General features: G+C 62.2%; 20 protein-coding genes. 2 read left to right on the top strand and 18 right to left on the bottom strand.

The window, feature by feature from the left end:
- Positions 1–3: 3 nt before the first annotated feature.
- From pheT to galE, 14 genes are all read right to left on the bottom strand, one after another.
- On the bottom strand, positions 4–2,388 hold the full coding sequence (gene pheT, locus MKZ40_RS03130) for a phenylalanine--tRNA ligase subunit beta (protein ID WP_175089333.1): 2,385 nt from the start codon (positions 2,386–2,388) through the stop codon (positions 4–6).
- Between the two features lie 56 nt (positions 2,389–2,444).
- Complete coding sequence (gene pheS / locus MKZ40_RS03125; RefSeq protein ID WP_043335643.1) at positions 2,445–3,464, bottom strand: phenylalanine--tRNA ligase subunit alpha; 1,020 nt, start codon at positions 3,462–3,464, stop codon at positions 2,445–2,447.
- Positions 3,465–3,822: 358 nt separating this feature from the next.
- Positions 3,823–4,176: a 50S ribosomal protein L20 gene (gene rplT, locus MKZ40_RS03120; RefSeq protein WP_043335644.1), complete on the bottom strand. Its 354-nt coding sequence runs from the start codon at positions 4,174–4,176 to the stop codon at positions 3,823–3,825.
- 45 nt (positions 4,177–4,221) lie between these two features.
- The gene (gene rpmI, locus MKZ40_RS03115; RefSeq protein WP_043335648.1) at positions 4,222–4,416 is read right to left on the bottom strand and encodes a 50S ribosomal protein L35; all 195 of its coding nucleotides are present in this window, start codon (positions 4,414–4,416) and stop codon (positions 4,222–4,224) included.
- 100 nt (positions 4,417–4,516) lie between these two features.
- Positions 4,517–5,056 carry a translation initiation factor IF-3 gene (infC, locus tag MKZ40_RS03110; RefSeq protein WP_082388253.1) on the bottom strand — a complete coding sequence of 180 codons (540 nt, stop codon included), beginning with the start codon at positions 5,054–5,056 and terminating at the stop codon, positions 4,517–4,519.
- A 34-nt stretch (positions 5,057–5,090) separates the two neighbouring features.
- A complete protein-coding gene (thrS, locus tag MKZ40_RS03105; protein WP_175089331.1) occupies positions 5,091–6,989 on the bottom strand; it encodes a threonine--tRNA ligase in 1,899 nt (632 codons plus the stop codon).
- Positions 6,990–7,326: 337 nt separating this feature from the next.
- On the bottom strand, positions 7,327–8,202 hold the full coding sequence (locus MKZ40_RS03100) for an OmpA family protein (protein WP_175089329.1): 876 nt from the start codon (positions 8,200–8,202) through the stop codon (positions 7,327–7,329).
- Between the two features lie 277 nt (positions 8,203–8,479).
- Complete coding sequence (locus MKZ40_RS03095; protein WP_175089328.1) at positions 8,480–9,634, bottom strand: amidohydrolase; 1,155 nt, start codon at positions 9,632–9,634, stop codon at positions 8,480–8,482.
- 20 nt (positions 9,635–9,654) lie between these two features.
- Entirely contained in the window at positions 9,655–10,167 is a 513-nt protein-coding gene (locus MKZ40_RS03090; protein ID WP_175089326.1) for a DUF2489 domain-containing protein, read from the bottom strand.
- 230 nt (positions 10,168–10,397) lie between these two features.
- Positions 10,398–11,531, bottom strand: a complete 1,134-nt coding sequence (locus MKZ40_RS03085; RefSeq protein ID WP_175089324.1) for a glycosyltransferase family 4 protein — start codon at positions 11,529–11,531, stop codon at positions 10,398–10,400.
- The gene (locus MKZ40_RS03080) at positions 11,528–12,880 is read right to left on the bottom strand and encodes a UDP-glucose/GDP-mannose dehydrogenase family protein (protein ID WP_282627780.1); all 1,353 of its coding nucleotides are present in this window, start codon (positions 12,878–12,880) and stop codon (positions 11,528–11,530) included. Before MKZ40_RS03080 ends, MKZ40_RS03085 begins: the two co-directional genes overlap by 4 nt.
- Before the next feature lies 1 nt (position 12,881).
- Positions 12,882–14,732 carry a phosphoethanolamine transferase gene (locus MKZ40_RS03075; RefSeq protein ID WP_175088650.1) on the bottom strand — a complete coding sequence of 617 codons (1,851 nt, stop codon included), beginning with the start codon at positions 14,730–14,732 and terminating at the stop codon, positions 12,882–12,884.
- Positions 14,733–14,811: 79 nt separating this feature from the next.
- Entirely contained in the window at positions 14,812–15,639 is an 828-nt protein-coding gene (gene cysQ / locus MKZ40_RS03070) for a 3'(2'),5'-bisphosphate nucleotidase CysQ (protein ID WP_175088649.1), read from the bottom strand.
- A 200-nt stretch (positions 15,640–15,839) separates the two neighbouring features.
- The gene (galE, locus tag MKZ40_RS03065) at positions 15,840–16,862 is read right to left on the bottom strand and encodes a UDP-glucose 4-epimerase GalE (RefSeq protein ID WP_175088648.1); all 1,023 of its coding nucleotides are present in this window, start codon (positions 16,860–16,862) and stop codon (positions 15,840–15,842) included.
- Positions 16,863–17,385: 523 nt separating this feature from the next.
- On the opposite strand from galE, the gene MKZ40_RS03060 reads away from it, so the two are divergent.
- The gene (locus tag MKZ40_RS03060; RefSeq protein WP_175088647.1) at positions 17,386–18,882 is read left to right on the top strand and encodes a DASS family sodium-coupled anion symporter; all 1,497 of its coding nucleotides are present in this window, start codon (positions 17,386–17,388) and stop codon (positions 18,880–18,882) included.
- A gap of 241 nt (positions 18,883–19,123) precedes the next feature.
- Here MKZ40_RS03060 and gltS read toward each other — a convergent pair whose 3' ends face one another.
- Positions 19,124–20,314, bottom strand: coding sequence for a sodium/glutamate symporter (gene gltS / locus MKZ40_RS03055; protein WP_175088646.1), 1,191 nt, complete (start codon positions 20,312–20,314; stop codon positions 19,124–19,126).
- A 457-nt stretch (positions 20,315–20,771) separates the two neighbouring features.
- On the bottom strand, positions 20,772–22,496 hold the full coding sequence (locus tag MKZ40_RS03050) for a 2-isopropylmalate synthase (protein ID WP_175088645.1): 1,725 nt from the start codon (positions 22,494–22,496) through the stop codon (positions 20,772–20,774).
- A gap of 557 nt (positions 22,497–23,053) precedes the next feature.
- On the opposite strand from MKZ40_RS03050, the gene MKZ40_RS03045 reads away from it, so the two are divergent.
- Entirely contained in the window at positions 23,054–23,542 is a 489-nt protein-coding gene (locus MKZ40_RS03045) for an Lrp/AsnC family transcriptional regulator (RefSeq protein WP_175088644.1), read from the top strand.
- Positions 23,543–23,667: 125 nt separating this feature from the next.
- Here the strand turns inward: MKZ40_RS03045 and hppD are convergent, their stop codons facing one another.
- On the bottom strand, positions 23,668–24,747 hold the full coding sequence (gene hppD, locus MKZ40_RS03040) for a 4-hydroxyphenylpyruvate dioxygenase (protein ID WP_175088643.1): 1,080 nt from the start codon (positions 24,745–24,747) through the stop codon (positions 23,668–23,670).
- Between the two features lie 358 nt (positions 24,748–25,105).
- On the bottom strand, positions 25,106–25,711 hold the full coding sequence (locus MKZ40_RS03035) for a LysE/ArgO family amino acid transporter (protein WP_175088642.1): 606 nt from the start codon (positions 25,709–25,711) through the stop codon (positions 25,106–25,108).
- Positions 25,712–25,786 lie beyond the last annotated feature (75 nt).

Genomic DNA, 25,786 nt, shown 5'->3' with positions numbered 1-25,786 from the left:
GACTCATGCTCTCAGCGCCGCCCCGAAACGTGTGTGGCCATCGGTGACGATCGCATCGACTAACTGATTGATTTCCTCATCATTCAGCGTGCGCGAAGGATGCTGCCAGGTCAAGCCCAGGGCGAGCGACTTGTGACCATCGGCTACCCCCTGGCCCTGATAGACGTCAAACAGGCGCAGGTCCGTCAGCCATTCACCGGCTTGCGAGCGGATGGCGTCGAGCAGCGACTGCACGTGAATGCCCTCTTCGACCACGAAGGCCAGGTCACGACGCACTTCCGGATACCTGGAGAGCGGCGCGAAGCGCGGCAGACGGCCTGCGCAGGCAGAGGCCAGCGTGATCTCGAACACGAACACCTCGACCTTCAGGCCAAGCTCGGCGCGCGCCGCCGGGTGCAGGGCACCCATCCAGCCCGCCGGCTCGCCATTGAAGAACAGCTGAGCGCACTGGCCCGGGTGCAGTGCCGGATGCTCGGCAGCTTCGAAGCGCCAGGCATCCAGATTGCCGCCCAGTGCCAGCAGTGCCTCGACATCGCCCTTGAGATCGAAGAAATCGACCTTGTCACGACCGCCATTCCAGCCTTCCGGCAGACGGGCACCGGTGATCAGGCCGCCGATCATCGGCGTCTGCTCGAGGGAGTCCAGCTCGCCGCGGAACACAAGCCCGGTCTCGAACAGGCGCACGCGCGACTGCTGACGATTGAGGTTGTGGCTCAGCGCCTTGACCAGCCCCGGCAGCAGCGAGCTGCGCATCACCGCCATGTCGCTGGAAATCGGGTTGGCCAGTGCCGGCGCCACCCCTTGCGGATCCAGCGTCTTCTGCAGCTCAGGGGCGACGAAGCTGTAGCTGATCGCTTCCTGATAGCCCCGCGCCACCAGCTGACGACGCAGGCTGGTCAGCGGCTGAGTGGTCTCATTGGCCACGGCCGGCGCCAGACGCGCGTTCGGGCGGCTGACAGGCAGATTGTTGTAGCCGTGGATGCGCGCCAGCTCCTCGATCAGGTCAGCCTCGATGCTGACATCGAAACGCCAGCTCGGCACCGTCACCTGCCATTGGCTATTGCCATTCGCGGCGACCTGCATGCCCAGACGCTCAAGAATCTCGACGATCTCGTCATCCGGCAGCGCCATGCCCAGCGTGCGCTCGACACTGGTGCCGCTCAGGCTGACGACAGCGGCCTTGGGCAGCGCTGCGTCGCTGGCAACCTCGATGATCGGGCCCGGCTTGCCGCCGGTGATCTCGAGCAGCAGAGCCGTCGCGCGCTCGATGGCATCACGCTGCAGCTGCGCGTCCACACCACGTTCGAAACGATGCGAGCTGTCAGTGTGCAGGCCGTAGCTACGCGCCTTGCCAGCCACGCTCAACGGCGCGAAGAAGGCCGACTCGAAGAAGATGTCGCGCGTCTCGGCGTTCACACCACTGCCTTCACCACCCATCACACCGGCGATGGCCAGCGGGCCCTTCTCGTCGGCGATGACCAGGGTGTCGTCCCGCAGCGCGACTTCCTGACCGTCGAGCAGCGTCAGCGGCTCTTCAGCGGCTGCCATGCGCACCTCGATGCCACCGTTCAGGCGTGCCAGATCAAAGGCGTGCATCGGCTGGCCGAGTTCGAGCAGCACGTAGTTGGTGACGTCGACGACGGGGTCGATGCTGCGGATGCCACTGCGACGCAGACGCTCCTCGAGCCACAGCGGCGAGGTCGCGGCGACATTGACGTCACGCACGACACGTCCCAGATAGCGCGGGCATGCCTCTGGCGCGCTGACGGTGACCGGGAAGGTATCGTCGATCTGGGCGGCAACCGGCTCGATGCTCGGCGCCGTGACGGCGAGACGATTGAGCACGCCGACTTCGCGCGCCAGCCCCTTGACGCTCAGGCAGTCGCCGCGGTTCGGGGTCAGATCGACCTCGATGGCGTTGTCGTCAAGATTCAGGAAGTCACGTGCATCACGGCCCACCGGCGCGTCCGCGGCCAGCACCATGATGCCGTCGGAGGCCTCGGCTTCCAGACCCAGCTCGGAGGCGCCACAGATCATGCCGCGGGATTCGACACCGCGCAGCTTGGCCTTGCGAATCTTGAAGTCGCCCGGAAGCTTCGCGCCGACCTGAGCGAAGAGCACCTTCTGGCCAGCGGCGACATTCGGGGCGCCACATACGACCTGCACCAGTGCACCACTGCCATCATCTACCTGGCAGACATTGAGGCGATCGGCCTCCGGGTGCGGTTGCTTGTCCTTGACCTCGGCCACGACCACGCCGGTGAACTCACCGGCGACCGGTTCGATACCATCGACTTCCAGACCGGCCATGGTGACCTGATCGGCCAGCTGCTGGGTGTTCAGTTCCGGCGACACCCACTCACGCAGCCACTGTTCGGAAAATTTCATCTTGCTGTCCTGTTCCGTAAGTTCACGCCCTCAAGGCGCGATACGTGAATGAGTGCCTAGCTGAACTGGCGAAGGAAACGCAGGTCGTTCTCGAAGAACAACCGCAGGTCGTTGACGCCGTAACGCAGCATCGCCAGACGCTCTACGCCCATGCCGAAGGCGAAGCCGCGGAAGCGCTCGCTATCGATACCGGAGTGACGGAAGACTTCCGGATGCACCATGCCGCACCCCATCACCTCGAGCCAGCCGGTATGGGAGCAGACACGACAGCCGTCACCTGCACACATCACGCACTGGATATCGACTTCAGCGGACGGTTCGGTGAACGGGAAGTAGGACGGACGGAAGCGGACTTCCAGGTCATCACGCTCGAAGAAGGCATGCAGGAACTCTTCGACGGTGCCCTTGAGGTCGGCGAAGCTGACATTCTCGTCGACTAGCAGACCCTCGACCTGATGGAACATCGGAGTGTGGGTCAGATCGGAGTCGCAGCGATAGACGCGACCCGGGCAGACAATGCGCAGCGGCGGCTCACTGGCCTTCATGCTGCGCACCTGCACCGGAGAGGTGTGGGTGCGCAGAAGACGCGTGGCGTCAAAATAGAAGGTGTCATGCATCGCGCGCGCCGGGTGATGCGACGGGATGTTCAGCGCTTCGAAGTTGTGATGGTCATCTTCGATTTCCGGCCCTTCAGCGACACCGTAACCGATGTGCGAGAAGAAGCTTTCGATACGCTCAAGCGTGCGGGTGACCGGGTGCAGGCCGCCTACCGGCTCACCACGGCCCGGCAGGGTCACATCGACGCGCTCGGCGGCAAGACGCGCATTGAGCGCCGCCGTTTCCAGCGTATTGCGACGTGCATCCAACTCGCCACTCAACAGCTGCTTGGCTTCGTTGATGGTCTCACCGGCCTTGGGGCGCTCTTCGGGGGACAACTTGCCGAGGCCCTTGAGCAGTGCGGTGATCTCGCCCTTCTTGCCGAGAAAACGTACCCGTACCTCATCGAGGGTCTGGACGTCTTCGGCCGCCTGGATCGCGGTGCGTGCTTCGTCCACCAGGGTGGAAAGATGTTCCATCCGTTCAGCTCCGATCGCTTGAGTCACTGGCGCGGCAATGTCCGCCACCAATGGAAGTCGCGCCGACCTGAAGGTCGGCAGGGAGAGCGCCCCGCCTGCGGTGAATCACACAGACGATCGCGCCCTTGCCAGAGACCGGCCCGCAACGCGGCCAATCCCGTTCATGTCGCTGCTGCCCCACCGCCGGCTCTCTGACGGCGGGCCAAACAAAAACAGGGGAAGAGCGGCTGCTCTTCCCCTGTGACGTAACACGTCATCTCGATACCGCCTGAGTTGTCCAATGCAAGCATTCGACAGTCACGGCCCGGTTCGCCACCTCAGCGGCTCGCCGGGCCTGGGCGATATCTGATCCGGCCACTTACTGAGCAGCCTTGGCCTTCTCGACGATGGCAGCAAAGGCAGCTTTTTCGTGAACCGCGATATCGGCGAGGACCTTGCGGTCGATCTCGATATTGGCCTTCTTCAGGCCAGCGATGAAGCGGCTGTAGGACATGCCATTGATGCGGGCCGCAGCGTTGATACGCGCGATCCACAGGGCACGGAACTGACGCTTGCGGACACGACGGTCACGGTAAGCGTACTGGCCGGCCTTGATGACAGCCTGCTTGGCTACGCGGAAGACGCGTGAACGCGCTCCGTAGTAACCCTTGGCCTGCTTCATGATCTTCTTGTGACGGCGACGTGCGACGACGCCACGCTTGACGCGGGACATAGCGTACTCCTGATATTAAGAAAGTTGGACCGAGGTAAGGACGGCTTACAGGTTCGGCAGCATGCGCTGGATCAGCGCCTTGTCTGCAGCGTGAACCTGCTTCATGCCACGCAGCTGACGCTTACGCTTGGTCGACTTCTTGGTCAGGATGTGGCTACGGAAGGACTGCTTGTGCTTGAAGCCGTTGGCAGTCTTCTTGAAGCGCTTGGCAGCGCCGCGGTTAGTCTTGATCTTCGGCATGAGTATTAACTCCGCTCGGTTTCTTGAGAAAATCCAGGGCCGACAAAAAGAGCCACGCCCGCAGGCGTGACCCTGATATGTCCGTTCTACTGCCTATGGATCACTTCTTTTTCGGCGCGAGAATCATAATCATCTGACGACCTTCCATTTTCGGGAAGGACTCGACGGTCACGAGCTCCGAGAGGTCGCCGGCGATCCGTTCCATCAGCTTGCGGCCGATGTCCTGGTGCGCCATTTCGCGACCACGGAAGCGCAAGGTTACCTTACCCTTGTCTCCGCCTTCGATGAAGCGAGTCAGGTTGCGTAGCTTGACCTGATAATCGCCTTCATCGGTACCAGGACGGAATTTGACTTCCTTGACCTGGATCTGTTTCTGCTTCTTCTTCTGCAGATTCTTCTGTTTCTTTTCGTCGAAAAGAAACTTGCCGTAATCCATGATCTTGCAGACGATGGGATCGGCATTGGAAATCTGGACGAGGTCGAGCCCTGCCTCTTCGGCCTTGACAAGCGCATCCTTGGTTGACACTACGCCAACCTGCTCGCCATCTGCGTCGATGAGGCGGACTTCGTCCGCACGAATACGGTCATTGATGGGAGCCCGCTTTTCCTGGGGGCGTCCGCGCTGATTATTCCGCTTGATCGTTGCGTCTCCGTTTGGCTGAAATTCGTTACTGTCAGACCTGTTCTTCCTTCAGGCGTTCCATGAATTCTGAAACTTTCATGGTGCCGAGGTCTTCACCGGAACGGGTTCTGACAGCTACTGCATCAGCTTCCACTTCCTTGTCGCCAACGACGATGAGGTAAGGAACCTTCTGCAGAGTATGCTCACGGATTTTAAAGCCGATCTTCTCGTTCCTCAAGTCTGCTTTGACACGGATGTCATGTTTCTCGAGGCGGGAGACCAGATCCTTGGCATATTCTGCCTGGGAATCCGTGATATTCATCACGACAACCTGCTCAGGGGCGAGCCAGAATGGCATCGCGCCTGCGTGGTGCTCGATCAGGATGCCGAGGAAGCGCTCGAAGGAGCCGAGAATCGCGCGGTGCAACATGACCGGCATGCGACGCTCTCCACTTTCATCGACAAACTGGGCACTGAGACGCTCAGGCAGATTGAAGTCGAGCTGTAGAGTACCACACTGCCAGACACGATTCAGACAATCTCGCAGAGAGAATTCAATCTTTGGTCCATAGAAGGCGCCCTCACCCGGCTGCAGCTCCCACGGCAGGCCAGTCGCATCCAATGCTGCCTGCAGGCCAGCTTCGGCCTTGTCCCACGCTTCCGGCTCACCGATGAAGGATTCCGGCCGAGTGGAGAGCTTCAGCTCGACGTCTTCGAAGCCGAACTGACGGTAGACTTCCAGCGTCAGACGGATGAAGTCCTCGGCCTCGGACTCGACCTGATCCTCGGTACAGAAGATGTGGGCGTCGTCCTGGGTGAAGCCACGCACGCGCATCAGCCCATGCAGAGAGCCGGACGGTTCGTTGCGGTGGCAGGAGCCGAACTCGGCCAGACGCAGCGGCAGGTCACGGTAGCTCTTCAGACCCTGATTGAAGACCTGGACGTGGCACGGGCAGTTCATCGGCTTGACCGCGTACTCACGCTTCTCGGACTCGGTGGTGAACATCAGCTCGTTGTAATGCCCCCAGTGCCCGGATTTCTTCCAAAGCGAAAGATCGACCACCTGCGGTGTCTTGATCTCCTGGTAGCCATTGGCACGCTGGATACGGCGCATGTACTGCTCGAGCACCTGGTACATGGTCCAGCCATTGGGATGCCAGAACACCATGCCCGGCGCCTCTTCCTGCATATGGAAGAGGTCCAGCTTCTTGGCCAGCTTGCGGTGATCGCGCTTCTCGGCTTCCTCGAGACGCTTGAGGTAGGCCTTGAGCTGCTTCTTGTCCGGCCAGGCGGTGCCATAGATGCGAGTCAGCATCGGCTTGGTGGAATCACCACGCCAGTAGGCACCGGCCAGCTTGAGCAGCTGGAAGTGCTTGAGGTGGCGGGTATTCGGCACGTGCGGGCCGCGACACATGTCGGTGTATTCTTCGTGGTGGTAAAGACGGATGGTGTCGCCTTCGCCGATGCCCTCGATGATCTCCTGCTTGTACGGCTCATCGCGCTTCTCGAAAGCGGCCATGGCCTGGTCACGCGAGACATACTCACGCACCACATCGTACTCGCTGTCGATCAGCTGCTTCATGCGCTTCTCGATGGTCTCGAGATCTTCCGGGGTGACCGAACGGCCAAAGTCGATGTCGTAATAGAAACCGTCATCGATGACCGGGCCGATGGCCATCTTGGCCTCCGGGTAGAGCTGCTTGACGGCATGACCGATCAGGTGCGCGCAGGAGTGACGAATCACGTCTAGGCCTTCCGCATCACGCGCCGTGAGAATGGCGACGTTGGCGTCTTCGGTGATCATGTCAGCGGCATCGACCTCGACGCCATTGATCTTGCCGGCCACGCAGGCCTTGGCAAGACCGGGGCCGATGGACTCGGCCAGCTGCATCACGGAAATCGGGGTATCGAAGGTACGCTGGCTGCCGTCAGGCAGAGTAACGATAGGCATGAAGAATTCCTTGCGTTCAGTGGTGGCCCTTACCAAGGGTCACGTGAAGCGAATTTGGCCGAACGCGGGGCGCCGGCTCGAAATAGGGCAATGACGATCACACCCCTCACGCTACTGACCCCGGCCTACAATGCCTGGGGCGCCGCCCACCACCCCATGATGATCGAGTGACCAGTCAGGGTGTGGACACATAACGCGGGAACATGAGCGAGGCAAAACCTTAGCAGCCCGTTCAAAAGTCGTAAAGATACGCTTGAGCCACTGAAGACCATGCACGACACAGACGCAGACGGGGCGCCCTGAGGCGCCCCGTCTGATTCAGCTTACCGCGTTCGGCTTACTTGACTTCAGCAAGCTCGACACGACGGTTTTCGGCACGGCCTTCAGCGGTATCGTTGCTGGCGACCGGCTGCTCTTCACCGTAACCCACAGTCTGGATACGGTTGGTGTCAACACCTTCGGAAGCCAGGTAGGACTTCACGGAGTCAGCACGCTTCTGAGACAGCTGCTTGTTGTAGGAGTCAGAACCCACGGAGTCAGTGTGACCTTCGACGCGAACGCGGACGTTCTCGTTGGAGACCAGCTTGGCCGCCACACCGTTCAGCACTTTCTCGGCGTTGGCAGTCAGCTTGGCGGAGTCGAACTCGAAGTTCACGTCACGCAGGACGAGGTCAGCGACACAGCCCAGGGCATTGACCTTGGCGCCGGCCGGGGTATTCGGGCACTGGTCCTGGTAGTCCGGCACGCCGTCACCGTCGGAATCGAGCGGGCAGCCTTTCGCGTCAACAGTGACGCCGGCCGGAGTACCCGGGCACTGGTCCTTGTAGTCAGCAACGCCGTCACCGTCGGTGTCCAGCGGGCAGCCTTTCGCATCAACAGCGACGCCTGCCGGAGTCCCCGGGCATTCGTCACGGTCGTTCGGCACGCCGTCACCATCGTCATCCATGGACTTCGGAGCATCGTCAGCACACAGCAGTGCGCCAGCGGTCGCGCCGCCGACAGCACCCAGAGAAGCGCCGGTGTCTTCGTCGCTGTCACCAGAGACGCCGTAACCAATCCCGCCACCGATCAGGCCACCGGCCAGACCGCAGACGAACGGCTGGCTGTACCAGGGCTTCTCAGCAGATGAAGACTGGGAAGCAGAGCTTGCGCAGCCAGACAGGCCAACAACCAATGCAGAACCCAGAACCAGGCCAGTCGTAGATCTTTTCATGTAAGACTCCTTCTTAACACAGCGCAATATGTAACGAGGGTGTTACGTATCGACTCAGTATAAGAGCCGAACTCGTTACGATGAAAGGAATTTTATTCAAATCTTCCTTTAAGAAGAAAGCACATGCAGGTGCGTCCTTCCAGCTCTGATCGGGTCTGTTTCCCTTGAAAACGGTACCGATCCTCAGGCATACGTTGAAGGAAAACAGTGTTTTTTGCAACGTCGAAAAACTTTGACACTAACTGTATCAGATTGGCGACGCTGTAAAACCCCTGTTTTACTCTCTTCCAAGGTGCTGGCGTACCAGCCCCTCGAAAATCTCGACGCCGGGCGCCAACAGCGTATCAGGAAAATCGTAATCGGGGTGGTGAAGCCCCGGCATTTCCTCACCTGCGCCAAATGTGAACATGGCGGCATGGCAGTCTCGTGCCAGCACGCCAAAGTCCTCGGACCAACGATGCGCCTGGGGAAGTTCCACGCAATCAAGCCCTTGCTGCCGCGCCACACGGCGAATCATGTCATTCGCCTCAGGCGAATTCCAGGTCGCATCAAAGGTGTCACACCAGTCAACGTCGATACCCAGACGGTCTTCTTCCGCCTCGCTGCGCGCCAGTGACACGGCCGCTTCCGCCAGCGCCTTCATCATGTCATCGCTCTCGGTGCGCAGGGTGACCATCACCTCGGCATCGCCTGGCGAGGTACCGAACGCGACCTCGCCCAGGCGCGCATGGATCAGGGTCACCATCGCAAGCCCGGTTTCATCGGCAAATTGCAACGGCAGACGCGACAGGCCTTGCATGATGCGACACATGGCCATCGCCGGACTGCGACCGTTTTCCGGGTGGGCCGCATGCGCACAGAGCCCGGAAAGCCGCACGATCATGCCGCGCGAGGCACAGGTGAAGGCATGGTCGCGCACGCTGACTTCCCCGAGGGGACGCCCCGGCAAGTTATGGCACGAGTAGAGATAATCCGGCTTGAGTGCGGCAAAGGCCTTGCTGCGCACGACGGCACGCGCCCCTTCGCCGGTTTCCTCGGCGGGCTGGAACAGCAACACCACCTCGCCCCTGGCGACCGGAGACGCCGTCAGGCGCTGCGCCACGCCCAGCATCCAGCTCATGTGGCCGTCATGGCCGCACAGGTGCCCGACATGCGGATGACAGGAGGACCAGTCGCCACGCGGCGCCTCATCGATGGGCAGAGCATCCAGCTCACAGCGCAGCATGACGCGCGGGCCTGGCTCGGCACCGCGGAAGATGGCGGCCAGACCATGCCCGCCCAGACCGCTGACCACCTCGGCGCCGGCCTCCTGCATCCAGCCGGCGATGCAGGCCGCCGTGGCGGCTTCCTGTCCGGAGAGTTCCGGTGAGCGGTGCAGTGCGTGACGCAGCTCGGCCAGCGGCGTACCCAGCAAGGAAAGTGTCGTGTTCATGCCTGCCTCTTGAAGACTCATCAGACGGCCTGCCCCAGATCTGCTGGCGAAGCGGGACGCTTGCGCCCCAGGTAATGCTGATGCCAGAACTCCATGTTGCTCAACACGCGACTCGCCGCCAGCTGCAGCGACTCCGCCAGCGCTTCCTCGACGGCGATGCGCTCCTTGTCTTCGGCCAGGCGCTCACGCGGCGACAGCTCCTTGCGCGCCGAGTGTGTGTGCAGGTGTGAGACCCGCCCATGCAGGACACCGAAGACCGAGAGCACGTCATCTTCGGCCAGTGAGGTATCGAGAATCTCGATCAGTACCTTGCAGCGCAGACCGCCTTCCACCATGTCGACCTGCCCGGCTTGCATGGCGCGTGCGATGGCTTCGAGGCTTTCCAGACAGTTGGCGCGTGCCTGGATGAGCTCTTGCTCGCGGCGCGCTTCACGCACCTTGACCTCGCGACGCAGCTTGAGGGCATAGAACGCCAATCCCGCGATGATGATGATCGCGATGACGGCCAGAATGATGCTGATAGTCAGGGACATGCCTTTCTCCTGCGGTAAACAAGCCATGAGTATAGGGACTGCACACGCGACACCCAAGGCGGGGCACTGCGACCGATGACCACGCACTCCGCCCCAGCCCGAACCTTTCGTCAACAAAAGACCCCGCATCAGGGATACGGGGCCAGTCGTGTCATTCACTCATGCGCGCTTTTCTCTGTCGCACTCATGCTTCGCTCGGCACGCGAGCGGCCAGTCTGGCAGCGCAGACTTCACCGCCCCGTCATCAAGGCCTCGAAGCTGGCCTTGAGCTTGAGATTCTGCGCCTGATGCGAGTAATTGCGTGCCAGGCTGGCCAGCGCAGTGCTCAGCGCCTGCGTGTCGCTCTCGAGCAGATGGGTGCAGCGCTCGGCCCACTGCTGTGGCGTGGACCCTGCGGCCATGACCAGCTCAGGATAGTCATCGAGCAGCTCGGCCGAGCCGACCCGCGCATTGAGCAGCACAGGCGCGCCACAGGCCATCGCCTCCAGCGCGACACGTCCGAATTCCTCGATATGGGCCGGCATCACGAACAGGTCCAGCGCGCCGTAGAGCGTCTCGACCTCCGGGATGGTCGAGCGCCAGAGCATGCGCTCGGCGATGCCCGCCTCTCTGGCCTGCTGCTGGTAAGGCGCGGCATCATCCTTGCCTACCACCAGGAAACGATAGCGGCCCGGTGAGGCCTGCTCCATCAGCGCCGCCATCGCCACGAACCCTGCCACATTGCGCTTGGTGAAGTTGCCGGATGACACCAGACCGACCAGCAGCTCATCTTCGGCCACGCCCAACGCCTCACGCTGGGCGGTGCGCCCTGCGCGCGCACGCTCGACCGTGAATTGCACCGGGTCATAGCCCGGGTAGCTGATCTCGATCCTCTCAGGCGCGATACCGTAGCGCGCCATCAGATCCTCGCCCATCATGCGCGAATTGACCGCGACCTGACGGAACTTGCCACCCTTGAGCACGTGATCATGAATCGCCGCCACTTCGTGGTCGCGAGGCAGCTCACGGCCATGGATGCACTGCGAGGCAAGGTGCACGCAATTGTGCAGATAGACGGTATCCGGGCTTTCGCAGTCACCATGACTGATCAGCAGGTCGGGCGCATGACGGCTGGCCCAGGCCTGGACACGGCGATTGAACCAGAAACGACGATATGCCCCCTTGAAGGGCCACCGCCACAGGCGCACCAGCTCCGCGCCGTGGGAGCGAGCCAGTTCAGGCTTGCCGCGCTCGGCGAGTATCACCACGCGATAGCCCAGCGCGCGCAACGCATCCGCCTGTTCGAAGGCATTGCGGCTGGCACCGGTGTTCTTCTCGACCTGACGAATGGCGATCGCGGCCAGCTTGCCTGCATCAGTGCTCACGACGCCTCCTGCACACGACGCATGGAGTCACCGCGACCGACCGCGTAGTACATCAGGCCAGCGGCCTTCATGGCGGCGGGCTCGAACAGGTTGCGGCCATCGACCACCACCGGGAAGCCGAGCTGGGACTTCAGCCACTCGCCGTCCAGGGTGCGGAATTCCTTCCACTCGGTGCACACCACCAGCGCATCGGCACCCTTGACTGCCTGCTGACGGTCGGCGACCAGCACCAGATCGTCGCGCTCGCCGTAGATGCGGCGGCATTCCTTCATGGCTTCCGGGTCATAGGCCTGCACGGTCGCGCCAGCCGCCCACAGCGCTTCCATCAGCGTGCGGCTCGGCGCGTCGCGCATGTCATCGGTGTTGGGCTTGAAGGCCAGACCCCAGACGGCGATGGTCTTGCCCCTGAGGTCGCCATCGAAGGCTCGCGACAGCTTGTCGAACAGCGTGACCTTCTGGCGCTTGTTGACGGATTCCACGGCGGTGAGCAGCTCGGCGTCATAGCCGACCTGACTGGCGGTACGCGCCAGTGCCTGGACATCCTTCGGGAAGCAGGAGCCACCATAGCCACAACCGGGATAGATGAAGTGGTAGCCGATACGCGGGTCACTGCCGATGCCGCGGCGCACTTCCTCGATGTCCGCACCCAAGCGCTCGGCCAGGTTGGAGATCTCGTTCATGAAGCTGATCTTGGTCGCCAGCATGGCGTTGGCGGCGTACTTGGTCAGCTCGGCGGCGCGCACATCCATGAACATCAGCTTTTCATGGTTGCGGTTGTAGGGCGCGTAGCATTCGCGCATGCGCTCACGCACCGCTTCGGAATCGGTGCCGACCACGATGCGCGCGCCACGCGTGAAGTCCTCCAGCGCGGCGCCTTCCTTGAGGAATTCCGGGTTGGAGCAGACATCGAAGTCGACACTTTCGCCGCGCTCGGCAAGCACTTCAGTGACTCGCGCCGTGACACGGTCCGCCGTGCCCACCGGCACGGTGGACTTGTCGATGATGACCTTGTAGTCATTCATGTGCTCGCCGATGGTCTCGGCCACCGCAAGCACGTACTTGAGGTCGGCGCTGCCGTCTTCGTCCGGCGGTGTGCCCACGGCGATGAACTGCAGCACGCCGTGCTCGACGGCCTGACGGGCATCAGTGGTGAAGTTGAGACGGCCGGCCTCGACATTGCGCAGCACCATGCTCTCCAGCCCCGGCTCGAAGATGGGGATCTCGCCCTGCTTGAGGCCATCGATCTTGGCCGCGTCAACGTCCATGCAGATCACGTCATGGCCGACATCGGCCAGACAGGTGCCAGTCACCAGGCCTACGTAGCCTGTTCCGAAGACAGTGATTTTCATGTCAGTCCTTGAGAGTTTCTGAAGGTAATGAAGCAGGTGACAAGGTGAACGCCGACGAATCCTCTGGCGGCGTCACGCGGGAATCCGATTCTGGTGCTTGCCCATCGCGCGTCGCGCCCTGTCCGGACATGAACTCCGGACGCTCCAGCAGCTCGGTGGTCGCCTCGACCGCTTCCTCGAGCTCTTCGGCACCCGGCGCGAGAGGTCGGGAAAGAAAGTCCGACGGCAGGGCTTCATAGAAGTTCAATCGTCCCAGCTGGTCCAGCACCGGATGACGCTCACGCGGCTGATAGCAGACCGCCCAGGGCGACAGGCACGGCTTGTCACCGGAGAAGCGGATACCCATCCAGTCGCTGGCCAGATAGGGCAGATCAAAACTGGCGAAGGGCTCATCGGCGTTCGAGCGCAGGCGAGTCAGCTCACGCGCGGGATTGGGCGCCTGCCCCGTCTGCCACAGCCATAGCGGAATGCGGTACGGTGCCTGGCTGGGGCGATCACCACCATGCACATAGGCGTCACTGAGCGGGTCATGCTCGAGGCCGTGGTCCGACAGATAGAGCACGCCAGCAGGCTGCCCTTCGAGGCGCTGGAAGACGCCCTCGATTATCTGATCCGTGAAGCGGATGCTGTCATCGTAGGCATCGGTCAGCGGCGAGCGGCTGTCCGGAGTCAGGAAATAGCGCAGTGAGTCCGGGTACTGCAGGCTGGCCGGCGGATGGCTGCCGTAGAGATGCAGCACGATCAGCCGCGGCCCCTCGACCTCGCGCGCCAGTGCCTCATCAAGTGCATCCAGCAAGCCGTCGTCATAGTCGGTCATGATGGTGCGAGCGATATCGGCACGCTGGGCGATGGCGGTGATCCAGGTGCGCTCGGAGGTGATATCGAGCCCCTGGCGGGACAGCCACTCGGTATGATAGCCGGCCTGATTGGCCAGCGAGATCAGGTTGGCGTCCAGATAGCGTGGCGAGAAGGTCCGCGGGTCAGTCAGGCTGGCCAGCATCGGTACCGCCAGCACGGTCTGCGGCGCCGGCGCGATGGCCTGATCGAAGACCACCAGCTCATCGCGGCGTGCATCGAGATTCGGCGTCGTGGCGCGGGAATAGCCATACAGCGACAGCTGATCGCGGCGCTGGGATTCGCCGATGATCAGGACGAAGACAGCATCCTCCGACACTTCGGGGCTGCGCGAGACGCCGCCGAAATCATAGTCATCCGCCATCAGCGCCTTGTAGCGTTCCTTCTCCCACCAGGCATGCGAGGTGGTGGCCAGATTCCACCCCGGCGAGACCGACAGCGTCGTGATGACCAACGGCACGCTGGCCCGCCCCCACTGCCAGCTACCGGCCAGCAGCATCAGCATCCAGAGTACGAAGGCGATTCCGCTGCGCCCACCCAGCCGGGCACGCGCCAACCCCGACCCGAAGCGATTGCCCAGTGACAGCGCCAGCAGGAAGAATCCCAGCGGAACGATCAGGGCCAGCGGGAATTTGAACAGCATCGCCATCGATTCGCTGCGACTGGTATCCAGCGAGCTGAGCGCAAAGGCCAGGCCGTAGCGGGAATCGTAATAGACGGCGCTGACCACACTTGCGGAGAGATTGACACCCAGCGCCGCCAACAGCCCCAGCGCCGGCCAACGCCAGCGCGGGCGATGGAGCGCTGCCAACAGACACGGCCACAGCAACAGGTTGCCGAACAGGATCAGGCCGCCCTCGAGCAGGCCGTGATAGATCAACGGCACCAGACTCGCCAGTAGGGACAGCATGATGGCGGAGATCACCCCAGCCCGCTTGCTCGCCTGATCACTGCGCGCAAACAGGCGACGGATGAAGCGCTGCAGCAGGCCCTTCATGTGCGCCCTCGCCATGACATGAGTGCTTCAACCCTTGCGCGGGCCGATGGATGCACGAGCCGTCGAGCCCCGGCCACCCTCAGACGTCCAGCGCCTGGCGCCAGCGACCATCCGCTTGGCCACAGGCGATGAAGAAGGGATTCACCAGCGTATCGCGGGCGTTGTAGTCCAGACGACGCGGCTGTGCGGGCAATGACTCGGCATCGAAGACCTGGCCGCCGGCCGCTTCCAGCACGGCCTGTGCCGCCGCGGTGTCCCACTCGCTGGTCGGCGCGTAGCGCGGATAGAGATCCGCCTTGCCTTCCGCGATGCGACAGAACTTGAGCGAGCTGCCACAGCTGACATTCTCCACCGGTGCCAGGCGCTCGATCAGCGCCGCCGTGCGCGCATCGAGATGCGACTTGCTAGCCACGACTCTCAATACCTCCGGCTCCGGGCTGACCGCGATCTCGACACGCCCGGCGGCGTCTTCCCGGAAGGCCCCCACGCCGGCAAGCCCGCTCCAGGTCGTCTCCAGTACCGGCGCATCCACTACGCCCAGCACACTTCGCGACCCCTGGATCAGGGCCACGTTGACGGTGTATTCACCGCTGCCGGTGACGAATTCGCGCGTGCCATCCAGCGGATCGACCAGCCAGAAGGTCTGCCAGTCACGCCGCGCCACGATATCGGCCTTGTCGCTCTCTTCCGAGAGCACCGGAATCTGCGGTGCCAGACGGGCCAGCCCCTCGACCAGCACATGATGCGCCGCCATATCCGCCGCCGTGACGGGACTGTCATCCGCCTTGGCGCGCGTGCCGAGCTCTCCCCCACGGGCGACGGCGAGTATCGCCTGCCCCGCTTCACGGCAAAGCTGTTCAATGGCCGTCAGCAGTTCAAGATCGGGGGTGACATCAGACTGGATCATGGGGGGCTCGCAGAGAATTCGAAGGAGTCGGCATGGGCCCTTGGGCCCGCCGTCATCATACGCAAAAGCGGCCGCGGATGCTGCCCGCGACCGCTTCGAGAGGTCTTCACACAAGCGCCGTCAACTCAAGCTCGGTCAATTCAAGCTTGGTCAAGTCAAGCTCGGTCAATTTCGGCGCACTGACCATGCAGTATCAGTTGTCAGGCACTGCGATAGCCGTTGGGGTTGCGTGACTGCCAACGCCAGCTGTCGGCCATCATGCGGTCGAGACCCAGCTCTGCCTTCCACTTGAGCTCGCTGAAGGCCTTGTCCGGCTCCGCCCAGCACTCGGCGATATCCCCGGCACGACGCGGTGCGATGCGATACGGCACCGGACGACCGCTGGCCTTCTCGAATGCCTTGACCATGTCCAGCACGCTATAGCCGGTTCCCGTCCCCAGGTTGTAGGTGTGAACGCCATCGCGCGCATCACCGGCCAGGTAGTCCAGCGCCTTGAGATGGCCATCGGCCAGATCGACGACGTGGATGTAATCGCGCACCCCTGTACCATCCGGCGTCGGGTAGTCATCACCGAACACGGCCAGTTCCTTGAGACGACCCACGGCGACCTGGCTGATATACGGCACCAGGTTGTTGGGGATGCCGTTGGGGTCTTCACCGATGGTGCCGGACTCATGGGCGCCCACTGGATTGAAGTAGCGCAGCAGCGCGATACGCCAGCTGTCATCCGCGACAGCCAGGTCGCGCAGCACTTCCTCGACCATCAGCTTGGAGCGGCCATAGGGATTGGTTGCGGAGGTCGGGAAGTCTTCACGGATCGGCGTGGAAGCCGGATCGCCATACACGGTGGCGGAAGACGAGAACACGATACGCTTGACCCCGGCACGCGCCATGGCGGCACACAGCACCAGGGTGCCATTGACGTTGTTGTCGTAGTAGGCCAGCGGCTTGGCGACGCTCTCGCCGACCGCCTTGAGCCCGGCGAAATGGACCACGGCCTCGATATCGTGACGCTCGAACAGGCTGTCGAGCAGCGCGCCGTTGCGGATATCCCCTTCGACGAACGGCACTTCACGCCCGGCAAGCGTCGCCACACGCGCAAGAGAGGCTTCGCTGGCATTGGACAGGTTGTCCAGCACCAGCACCTGATGGCCGGCCTCCATGAGCGCCAATACCGTATGAGACCCGATGTAGCCTGCACCACCCGTGACCAGAATCATCAATCATCTTCCTTGTGAAGTAACGCGACAGCGGGCCACGCAGTTGCCCTGCGCTGGCCCTGTTCATGGCTGCTAACCCTACCTTCCAGCCCTTGCGCTCACAAGTCCACAGCCAACGACAGCGTCTGTCGCCAGACAGCAACCTGACCCGTGCAAGATGGCGTCACACAGGGGCCTGGCCGGAGGTTGGAGCGCCTCGGATCACGCGTCGCGCTTGCGCGGCGTCAAGGTTTCACTAACCGGCGTTTCAAAACAGGCAATGAAGGCTATTGAGCCGCGCCGCAATACTGAGACAATGGCCGCGCCTTGTCGCCTGAGCGCCCGGCTGATCGACTCGCGAGCGACTTTCTGACAAGGCAGGCAACATGACACGCCGTGCACGTCACCCCGACCGGGGATATATGCGCGGCATGTAATGAATAACACCAACACGACAACTCGCCATCACCTACCATGACCCATACCAACAACACGATGACCACCATGATGAGGAAGCCAGTCGCCGACCGGCTTCTCTGGAGTCGACATGCCTGAGCAATCTCCCGATCACATCGCTGATCAGTCCACTACGCCGCCACAAGCGCCACTCGCGGCGCGCATCGGCCTGATACTCGGACCGCTCCTGTTGCTGATGACCTGGCTTACACCGGCGCCGGGTGACATGCCGGACAGCGCCTGGCTCTGCGTCGGCCTGGCCCTGCTGATGGCCACCTGGTGGGCTACCGAGGCCCTGCCGATCCCGGTGACCTCACTGCTGCCCATCGTACTGGTGCCGGCACTTGGCATTGACGACATCAAGAGCACCACAGCCGCCTATGCCAACCCGACCATCTACCTGTTCCTCGGTGGTTTCCTGCTCGGGATCGCCATGCAGCGCTGGGACCTGCATCGCCGCGTGGCCTTGCATACGCTGAAGCTTGCTGGTCATTCCCCGCGCAGCCAGATCGCCGGCTTCATGATCGCCACCGGCTTCATCAGCATGTGGGTATCCAACACCGCCACCAGCATCATGATGCTGCCCATCGGCATGTCAGTGGTCAGCCTGATGTCGAGTGGTCAGGATGAGCGCGACAGCAATGACCCGGAACTGAAGCGCTACGCCGCCGCCTTGCTGCTGGGCATCGCCTACTCCGCCAGCCTCGGCGGTATCGCGACCCTGATCGGCACGCCGCCCAATGCCCTGCTGGCAGGTTACCTGTCCAGTGATCAAGGCATCGAGATCGGCTTCGCCCAGTGGATGCTCGTCGGCCTGCCGGTCGCCATCGCCATGTGTGCCATCACCTGGTGGTGGCTGACGCGCACGCCCTTCTCCTTCAAGTCCGAGACGGCAGACAGCGGCGAGATGATCAGCCGCGAGCTCAAGGCACTGGGTGCCATGAGCAGCGCCGAGAAGCGTGTCGGCGTTGCCTTCCTGGTGGCTGCCCTGCTGTGGATGTTCCGCCCGCTGATCAACCAGATGGGCCTTGCCTGGCTGTCGGACACCGGCATCGCCATGGCCATCGGCGTGGGCCTGTTCGCCATTCCCTCCGGCACCTCACGCGGTCGTCGACTGCTGGTGTGGGAAGACGCGCGTGACCTGCCCTGGGGCGTGTTGCTGCTGTTCGGGGGTGGCCTGGCACTGGCGGGCGTGATCAAGAGCTCGGGCCTCGCCGAGTGGATCGCCGGCCAGCTGTCGATGTTCAGCGTGCTGCCGCTTATCGGCCTGGTCGCCATCGTTGTCGTGGTGATCATCTTCCTGACCGAAGTCACCTCCAATACCGCGACGGCAGCCGCCTTCCTGCCGCTTTTGGGAGCACTGGCGCTGTCACTGGACATCGATCCGCTGCTGATCACCGTACCGGCGGCCATCGCGGCCAGCTGCGCCTTCATGATGCCGGTGGCGACCCCACCCAACGCCATCGTGTTCGCCACCGGCCACCTCAAGATCCAGACCATGATGCGCGCCGGCTTCTTCCTGAACCTGGCCGGTACCGTGGTCGTCACCCTGCTGGCCTATGGCCTGATCGTGGCACTGTGGGTGTAGAAGCAAGTGCTGACGCGGAGCCTGGAAGGCCACGAGGAAGAGTACGAGGAGAAGAGTGAAGGTGAGAACGAGGGGGAAAACACAAGCGCCTGACAAGTTTTTCACTGCCCTTGAAGCCTGAGCCCTCGAAACCTGTAAGCCTCAGCCCCGAAACGACAACGCCGGACTCCAATGGAGTCCGGCGTTGTCGTTCATGCCAGGCAGATTCTGCGACTTCTCATCATGACACCTGCGGTCATGTTCAGAAGAAGCCGAGGAAGCCCTTGATGATCAGCGAGTTGGCGATATCGATCAGGAAGCCGCCCACCACCGGCACGATGATGAAGGCCAGACGCGACGGCCCATGATGCTGCGTGACCGCTTGCATGTTGGCGATCGCCGTCGGCGTGGCGCCCATGCCGAAACCACAGTTACCCGCGACCAGTACCGCTGCGTCGTAGTTCTTGCCCATCAGGCGGAAGGTGATCTGGGTGGTGTAGAGGAACACCAGCGCAACCTGTGCCAGCAGGATGGCCAGAATCGGCAGTGCCAGATTGGCCAGATCCCAGAGCTTGAGTGTCATCAGCGCCAGCGCCAGGAAGATGGACAGGCTGATATTGCCCAGCACATCCACGGCGTGGGTATTGAGGTGCTTGTCGCCGAAGGCGCGCACCACATTGCCGATGACGATACAGCTGAACAGCACCCACACGAAGGTCGGCAGCGAGAAGGCGGTGCCCGACGTGAGCGACTGCAGCTGCTGGCCACAGACGACTCCGAGCAGCAGCATGAAGAGTGTCTTCAGGGCATTGGCCGTATTCAGCGGATGCTGGACTTCCGTCTCGTCATATTCGGAATCGCTGACCTGGGCGTTGATGTCCTGCCCTTCGCGCTTCATGCGATTGATCAGGAAGCGTGCCGTCGGCCCGCCGATCAGGGAACCGAACACCAGCCCGAAGGTGGCACAGGCCATCGCGACTTCCATCGCGCCATTGATGCCATATTCATCGGCGAAGACGTTGGCCCATGCTGCGCCGGTGCCGTGACCACCGGACATGGTGATGGAGCCACCGAGCAGACCCAGCACCGGATCAAGACCGAACAGGCTGGCGACACCGACACCCAGCAGGTTCTGCAGGATGAGCAGACCGATGACCAGCGCGAGGAACAGCACCAGCTTGCTGCCGCCGGCACGAATCATGCGAACGTCTGCCGACAGGCCAACGGAGCCGAAGAACAGCAACATGAAGGGAGTCTGGAGGCCGCCGAAGAACTGGAACTCGTAACCCAGGCCGCGCAGGCCGGTGACGATGATGGTAGCGATGAGGCCGCCGACCACAGGCTCGGGGATATTGAATTCGCGCAGCACGCGCACGCGCTCGACGATCAGATGGCCAACGACGAGGACAAGCGCCGCCAGCAACAGGGTGGTGATAGCATCAAGTTGAATCATGCGATACCGATGAGTAGTTGTGGGTTGTTCTAGCGGACCTCCTGAACGAGAGGTGCACTGGCGATTCCCGACCAGAGCATGGATGGGGACGCATCCATTATCTCTTCCATCAGGGGGGTTGCCTTTGCACCGCTTGGAATTGTTGTGTTCTCGAATCCGGTCTGCCACCAGATCGTTATCATTATGCGGGTGCAGCGATGATACGCAGGGTGGGCACCGGTGCAAGCCCGGATGTTGACTGAGCCGTCAACATCAGACAAAAGTCTATAGGGGCCTGGCGAGCATGACACGTATTTTCCACGCAAGCCTGCCCGCGTCAGCCCAGCAACGGCGGGCGTGAGCGCCAGCCGGGCAACTTCTGCCCTGCCGCGAAACGCAAAGACCCTCGCTCTGATGAGCGAGGGTCTCGAGAGAGGCAAAAAAGCCTCTGATCAGTCACGCATGAGGCGTGATGTCATCAGACAGCGACCGGGCCGGCTTCCTCGGCACGTTCCGCTTCGCTGCGTGCACTGCTTTCCAGACCGCGATTGACCGCCGACAGCACGGCCTTGAGCGACGCGCTTACGGTATCGCCATCCTCGGCCATGCCGCAGACACGCTTGCCATCCAGGTTGAGCATCACGAAGGCCACCGCGACGGCATCGCTGCCTTCGCCGAGGGCGTGCTCACCGTAGTCCACCACGCTGACGGTGGAACCGGTGTGGCGCTGCCAGGCATCCATGAAGGCGGAGATGGCACCATTGCCTTCACCGGCCAGCGCGATCTGCTCGCCCTTGTCATCGACCAGTGTCGCGGTGAGCTGCTCAGCCCCTTCGCGATCCAGACGATAGCCCTTGAGACTCAGCGGCGCTTCGCGCTTGAAGCTGGCATCGAGAATCGCGCGAATCTGGTCGCTGGACAGCTCACCACTGACCTGCTCGCTGGCCTTCTGCACGTGCGGCGCAAGCTCGAGGCTCATCCAGCGCGGCAGGCTGATGCCGTGATCCCGCTCGAGCAGGAAGGCCATGCCGCCCTTGCCGGACTGACTGTTGACGCGGATCACCGCCTGGAAGTCGCGACCGAGATCCTGCGGGTCGATGGGCAGATAGGCGACCTGCCACGGCTCGTCAGGCTGCTGCTTCTTGAGGCACTTGCGGATGGCATCCTGATGGCTGCCGGAGAAGGCGGTGTAGACCAGCTCGCCGACCCACGGGTGACGCGGGTGAACCGGCAGGTTGGTGCACTCGGTGTAGACCTGGATGATCTCGTCCGGGTTGGAGAGATCCAGCTCCGGATCGATGCCCTGGCTGTAGAGGTTCATCGCCAGGGTGATCAGGTCCATGTTGCCGGTGCGCTCACCGTTGCCCAGCAGGGTACCTTCGATACGGTCAGCCCCGGCCAGCAGGCCAAGTTCGGCGGCGGCGGCGGCGCCACCGCGGTCGTTGTGGGTGTGCAGCGAGATGATCGCACAGTCACGACGGCTCAGGTGCTTGATGAAGTACTCGACCTGGTCGGCGAAGTGATTGGGCGGGCCCACTTCCACCGTGGCCGGCAGATTGAGGATGCAGCGTTTTTCCGGCGTCGGCTGCCAGACATCCATCACCGCCTCACAGACCTCGACGGCGTAATCCATCTCGGTGGAGGTGAAACTCTCCGGCGAGTACTGGAACACCCAGTTGGTGTCCGGGTAGCGCTCGGCGTAGTCCTTGACCAGCTGAGCACCCTCGACGGCGATGGCCTTGATGCCGTCACGGACCATCTCGAACACCCGCTCACGCTGCACGGTGGAGGTGGAGTTGTAGACGTGAACGACGGCATCACGCGCACCGACCAGCGATTCGAAGGTGCGCGCGATCAGATGCTCACGCGCCTGCACCAGCACCTGGATGCTGACGCCTTCCGGGACCTGATCTTCCTCGATCAACCAGCGCACGAAGTCGAAATCGAGCTGACTGGCGGAGGGGAAACCGACTTCGATCTCCTTGAGGCCGATCTTGACCAGCAGCTTCCACATCAGCTTCTTCTGCTCGACCGTCATCGGCTCGAGCAGCGCCTGATTGCCATCACGCAGGTCGACACTCGCCCATAGCGGCGCCTGTGTCACGGTACGCGACGGCCACTGGCGGTCGGTCAGTGCAACAGGGGGCACGGGGCGATATTTGGTGTGGTCGAAGGCAGCACTTGGCGTGGATGCAGCAGTCATGGTCGGTTCCTTGGCGGTCTGGGTACGAAAAACCGGCAATCGAGGCCCGATACGGGAGATCGATGGCACCTTTCGCACTCAACAGTGTCCCAATCGGGGCGCCTGAGTAAATGTGAGATGACGAAGGCGTGAAGGCCTTGCATCCGAAAGCTTGCCGTCAGCAGGGCAAGCAAGCAAGTCGGGGACAGAGTAACGTCACTGCCCGTCGCAAGCCCTGGGACCGGATCACGGTCTCCAGCGCGGAAAGAAGGACGGTGGGATCACCACCAGAGCCCTTTCGGCAGCCTCGCTTCGATCAGAAGCCGACTGCGTACCGCGTTCACCGGTTGCAAGAGGCATGTCGCCAGCGCCGGTGGCTCATCCTGCTCAGGTCTGTCGTTCGCGTCGTGCGTCGTGTCATGCGACAGCCACGACCCGAGCGGACGTCTTCATCGCTGAGCAGTGATTACAGTATATGCCACATTTCAGGGCGGACGATTGCGAAAATCACATGACATCGCCATCTTAAAAGCAGATTATTTCACCATTCATATCTTCATCGCCAATGGATTGCGAAAATGAGCCAGAATATTTCTCTTCCGACACTGGACCGCTTCGACCGTCGCATTCTTGACGAGCTTCAGCACTCGGGTCGCATCAGCAATCAGGAACTCGCGGAGCGCATCGGCCTGTCCCCGTCGCCTTGCCTGCGCCGTGTTCGTGCGCTGGAAGAAAGCGGCATGATCACCGGCTACCGCGCCCAGATAGATGCCCGCAAGCTGGGACTCAGTCTGATGGCGCTGCTGCATATCTCGATGGACCGTCACACCCCGGAGCGCTTCACCAACTTCGAGGACACCATCGCCTCGCTGCCCCAGGTGATGGAATGCCTGCTGATCACCGGCCAGGAAGCCGACTACCAGCTCAAGGTGGTGGTCAAGGACATGGATGACTATCACGACCTGCTGCTCAAGCAGATCACGCGGATCGAGGGTGTGACCGGCGTGCATTCAAGTTTCGTGCTGCGCCAGGTGATCGATCACCAGCGCGTCCCGACGACCTCCTGAGCCTGACTGTCTGAATCAGGCCCTCATCAACATGAAAGCCCCGTCGGCTATCACCGGCGGGGCTTTCATGTTGATGAAGACACCAGCGTGATCACGCGGTGTTCAGGGCGTGCCGATCGGGAAAGTCACTCGCCACCGATGATGCCGCGGCGAATCTGGTCTTCCTCGATGGATTCGAACAGCGCCTTGAAGTTGCCCTCGCCGAAACCATCGTTGCCCTTGCGCTGGATGATCTCGAAGAAGATCGGTCCAATCACCGTCTCGGTGAAGATCTGCAACAGAATCCCCTCCCCCGGCGCGCCATCGACCAGCAGATTCAATGCCTTGAGGTCCTCGACATTCTCCTCGTGGTTGGGCACCCGCGCATCGACCTTCTCATAATAGGTGGCCGGCGTGGTCAGGAAGGTGACGCCATTGGCCTTGAGCGCCTTGACGGTGGCATGGATATCATCCGTCGCCATCGCCAGGTGCTGAATGCCCTCCCCATTGTAGTCGCGGATGAATTCCGCGATCTGGGAGTCATCATCCGCTGACTCGTTGATGGGGATGTGCATCTTGCCGCAGGGTGCCGTCATCGCGCGCGAGAAGAGCCCGGTCATCTTGCCTTCGATATCGAAATATCGGATCTCGCGGAAGTTGGCGATACGCGAATAGAAGTCTGCCCATACATCCATCTGACCGCGCCCGACATTGTGGGTCAGGTGATCCAGCGTATGCAGGCCGACACTGTTGGCATTCTCGATTGCGCCATCAATGGCGACGAAGTCGGTATCGTAGATCGAGCGCTCGCGGTGATGGTCCACGAAGTACAACACCGAACCGCCGATGCCTTGCACCGCGGGGATGCCCACCTCGCCCGGCCCGACCGGATGCTCGACGCTGCGCGCACCGTGCGCCAGTGCGTAACGATGCGCCTGCTCGGCATCCGCCACACGCCAGGCCATCGCACAGGCACTTGGGCCGTGGATCGCCGCGAATTCCGCCGCCGGGCTATTCGGCTCGGCGTTGAGCACCACATTGATACCGTGCTGCTGGAACAGGAACACCTGCTTGGATCGATGGCGGCGGGTCTCGGTAAACCCGAGCTGGTTGAACAACTTGCGCAGGGCATCAATGCCGGCCGCATCCGGGGCCGTGAATTCGACGAACTCGAAACCGTCCGTGCCAATGGGATTGTGCTGTTCGATACGCGCCGGTGCGTTCATGAGAGGCTCCTGAGTCAGGCTGCCGACAGGGCAGGCAAGGTAGAGAAAAGGCGGGCAACATCCTTCACGACAGGTGAATGCGTCACACTGACCACCTGACGTATCCCGATTCCGTTATCGGAAATCTATGCCTTGCCTGCCGCCCTGCCCATGCGCCTTGCGCCTGCATTGGTGCCGTGCCCTGCCTCCCCTCACGCCAGACATGTAACGAATCTCTGCCATAGCGCAGACGGCCATCTCGACACTGCCCTCTCGGGGCGCTCCCGCTGCGGCGAGCGCCTGACACTGCGTCATGCTTTCTTTACACCCATCGGCGCATCACGCTTGCTGCTGCCTCTTGCCCGTCTTGCGTTGGCTGCTAGAGCCAGGCGCCGCTGCCCAATTGCCAGGCCACCCATAGCAGAATCGTGGCGATGAAGGCCTCGATGACCTGCCAGGCGCGCGGGCTGGTCAGGCGTGGCGCCAGCCAACCGGCACATGCCACCAGACCGAAGAACCAACCGAAGGAGGCCAGACTCGCCCCGACGATGAAGCTCTCCGGGGACGGCTGTTGCGCGCCGATCGCGCCCAGCATCACCAGCGTATCCAGATAGACCTGAGGGTTGAGCAGCGTGACGGCCAGCGTCGCCGCCAGCACCTTGCCAAGATTGGCCTTGAGGGCGTTACTGGCCGTCAGCTGGCCGCCAGTGCGCATGCGCCCCAACGCCTTGAGTGCCTGCCAGAGCAGAAATGCCACGCCGCCCCAGCGGGCAATGCTCATCAACAGCGGTGATTGCTGCATCAGCGCGCCAAGCCCGAGCACGCCGGCGATGATCAGCACGCCATCGCAGAGTGCGCAGAGCCCCGCCACCCACCATTGATGCTCGCGCTTGAGCCCCTGCCCCAGGACGAAGGCGTTCTGCGCCCCGATGGCGATGATCAAGCCTGCGCCTACCCCGGCCCCATTGAAGAATGACCACCACATATCGCCTGTCCTTTCATCGTGTCGTTGCCGTGACTGACAACGCATGCCACGGCTGTCAGTGTTGAGGCAGGCAGA

Origin of the sequence: Cobetia sp. BMC6, from assembly GCF_029991385.1 — a bacterium.
GTDB lineage: Bacteria > Pseudomonadota > Gammaproteobacteria > Pseudomonadales > Halomonadaceae > Cobetia.
This window is presented reverse-complemented; position numbering and strand designations above follow the sequence as displayed.

Coding starts and splice junctions, on each gene's coding strand:
- pheT (WP_175089333.1), bottom strand. CDS start 2,388: ATGAAATTTTCCGAACAGTGGCTGCGTGAGTGGGTGTCGCCGGAACTG.
- pheS (WP_043335643.1), bottom strand. CDS start 3,464: ATGGAACATCTTTCCACCCTGGTGGACGAAGCACGCACCGCGATCCAG.
- rplT (WP_043335644.1), bottom strand. CDS start 4,176: ATGTCCCGCGTCAAGCGTGGCGTCGTCGCACGTCGCCGTCACAAGAAG.
- rpmI (WP_043335648.1), bottom strand. CDS start 4,416: ATGCCGAAGATCAAGACTAACCGCGGCGCTGCCAAGCGCTTCAAGAAG.
- thrS (WP_175089331.1), bottom strand. CDS start 6,989: ATGCCTATCGTTACTCTGCCTGACGGCAGCCAGCGTACCTTCGATACC.
- MKZ40_RS03100 (WP_175089329.1), bottom strand. CDS start 8,202: ATGAAAAGATCTACGACTGGCCTGGTTCTGGGTTCTGCATTGGTTGTT.
- MKZ40_RS03095 (WP_175089328.1), bottom strand. CDS start 9,634: ATGAACACGACACTTTCCTTGCTGGGTACGCCGCTGGCCGAGCTGCGT.
- MKZ40_RS03090 (WP_175089326.1), bottom strand. CDS start 10,167: ATGTCCCTGACTATCAGCATCATTCTGGCCGTCATCGCGATCATCATC.
- MKZ40_RS03080 (WP_282627780.1), bottom strand. CDS start 12,880: ATGAAAATCACTGTCTTCGGAACAGGCTACGTAGGCCTGGTGACTGGC.
- MKZ40_RS03075 (WP_175088650.1), bottom strand. CDS start 14,732: ATGAAGGGCCTGCTGCAGCGCTTCATCCGTCGCCTGTTTGCGCGCAGT.
- cysQ (WP_175088649.1), bottom strand. CDS start 15,639: ATGATCCAGTCTGATGTCACCCCCGATCTTGAACTGCTGACGGCCATT.
- MKZ40_RS03060 (WP_175088647.1), top strand. CDS start 17,386: ATGCCTGAGCAATCTCCCGATCACATCGCTGATCAGTCCACTACGCCG.
- gltS (WP_175088646.1), bottom strand. CDS start 20,314: ATGATTCAACTTGATGCTATCACCACCCTGTTGCTGGCGGCGCTTGTC.
- MKZ40_RS03050 (WP_175088645.1), bottom strand. CDS start 22,496: ATGACTGCTGCATCCACGCCAAGTGCTGCCTTCGACCACACCAAATAT.
- MKZ40_RS03045 (WP_175088644.1), top strand. CDS start 23,054: ATGAGCCAGAATATTTCTCTTCCGACACTGGACCGCTTCGACCGTCGC.
- hppD (WP_175088643.1), bottom strand. CDS start 24,747: ATGAACGCACCGGCGCGTATCGAACAGCACAATCCCATTGGCACGGAC.
- MKZ40_RS03035 (WP_175088642.1), bottom strand. CDS start 25,711: ATGTGGTGGTCATTCTTCAATGGGGCCGGGGTAGGCGCAGGCTTGATC.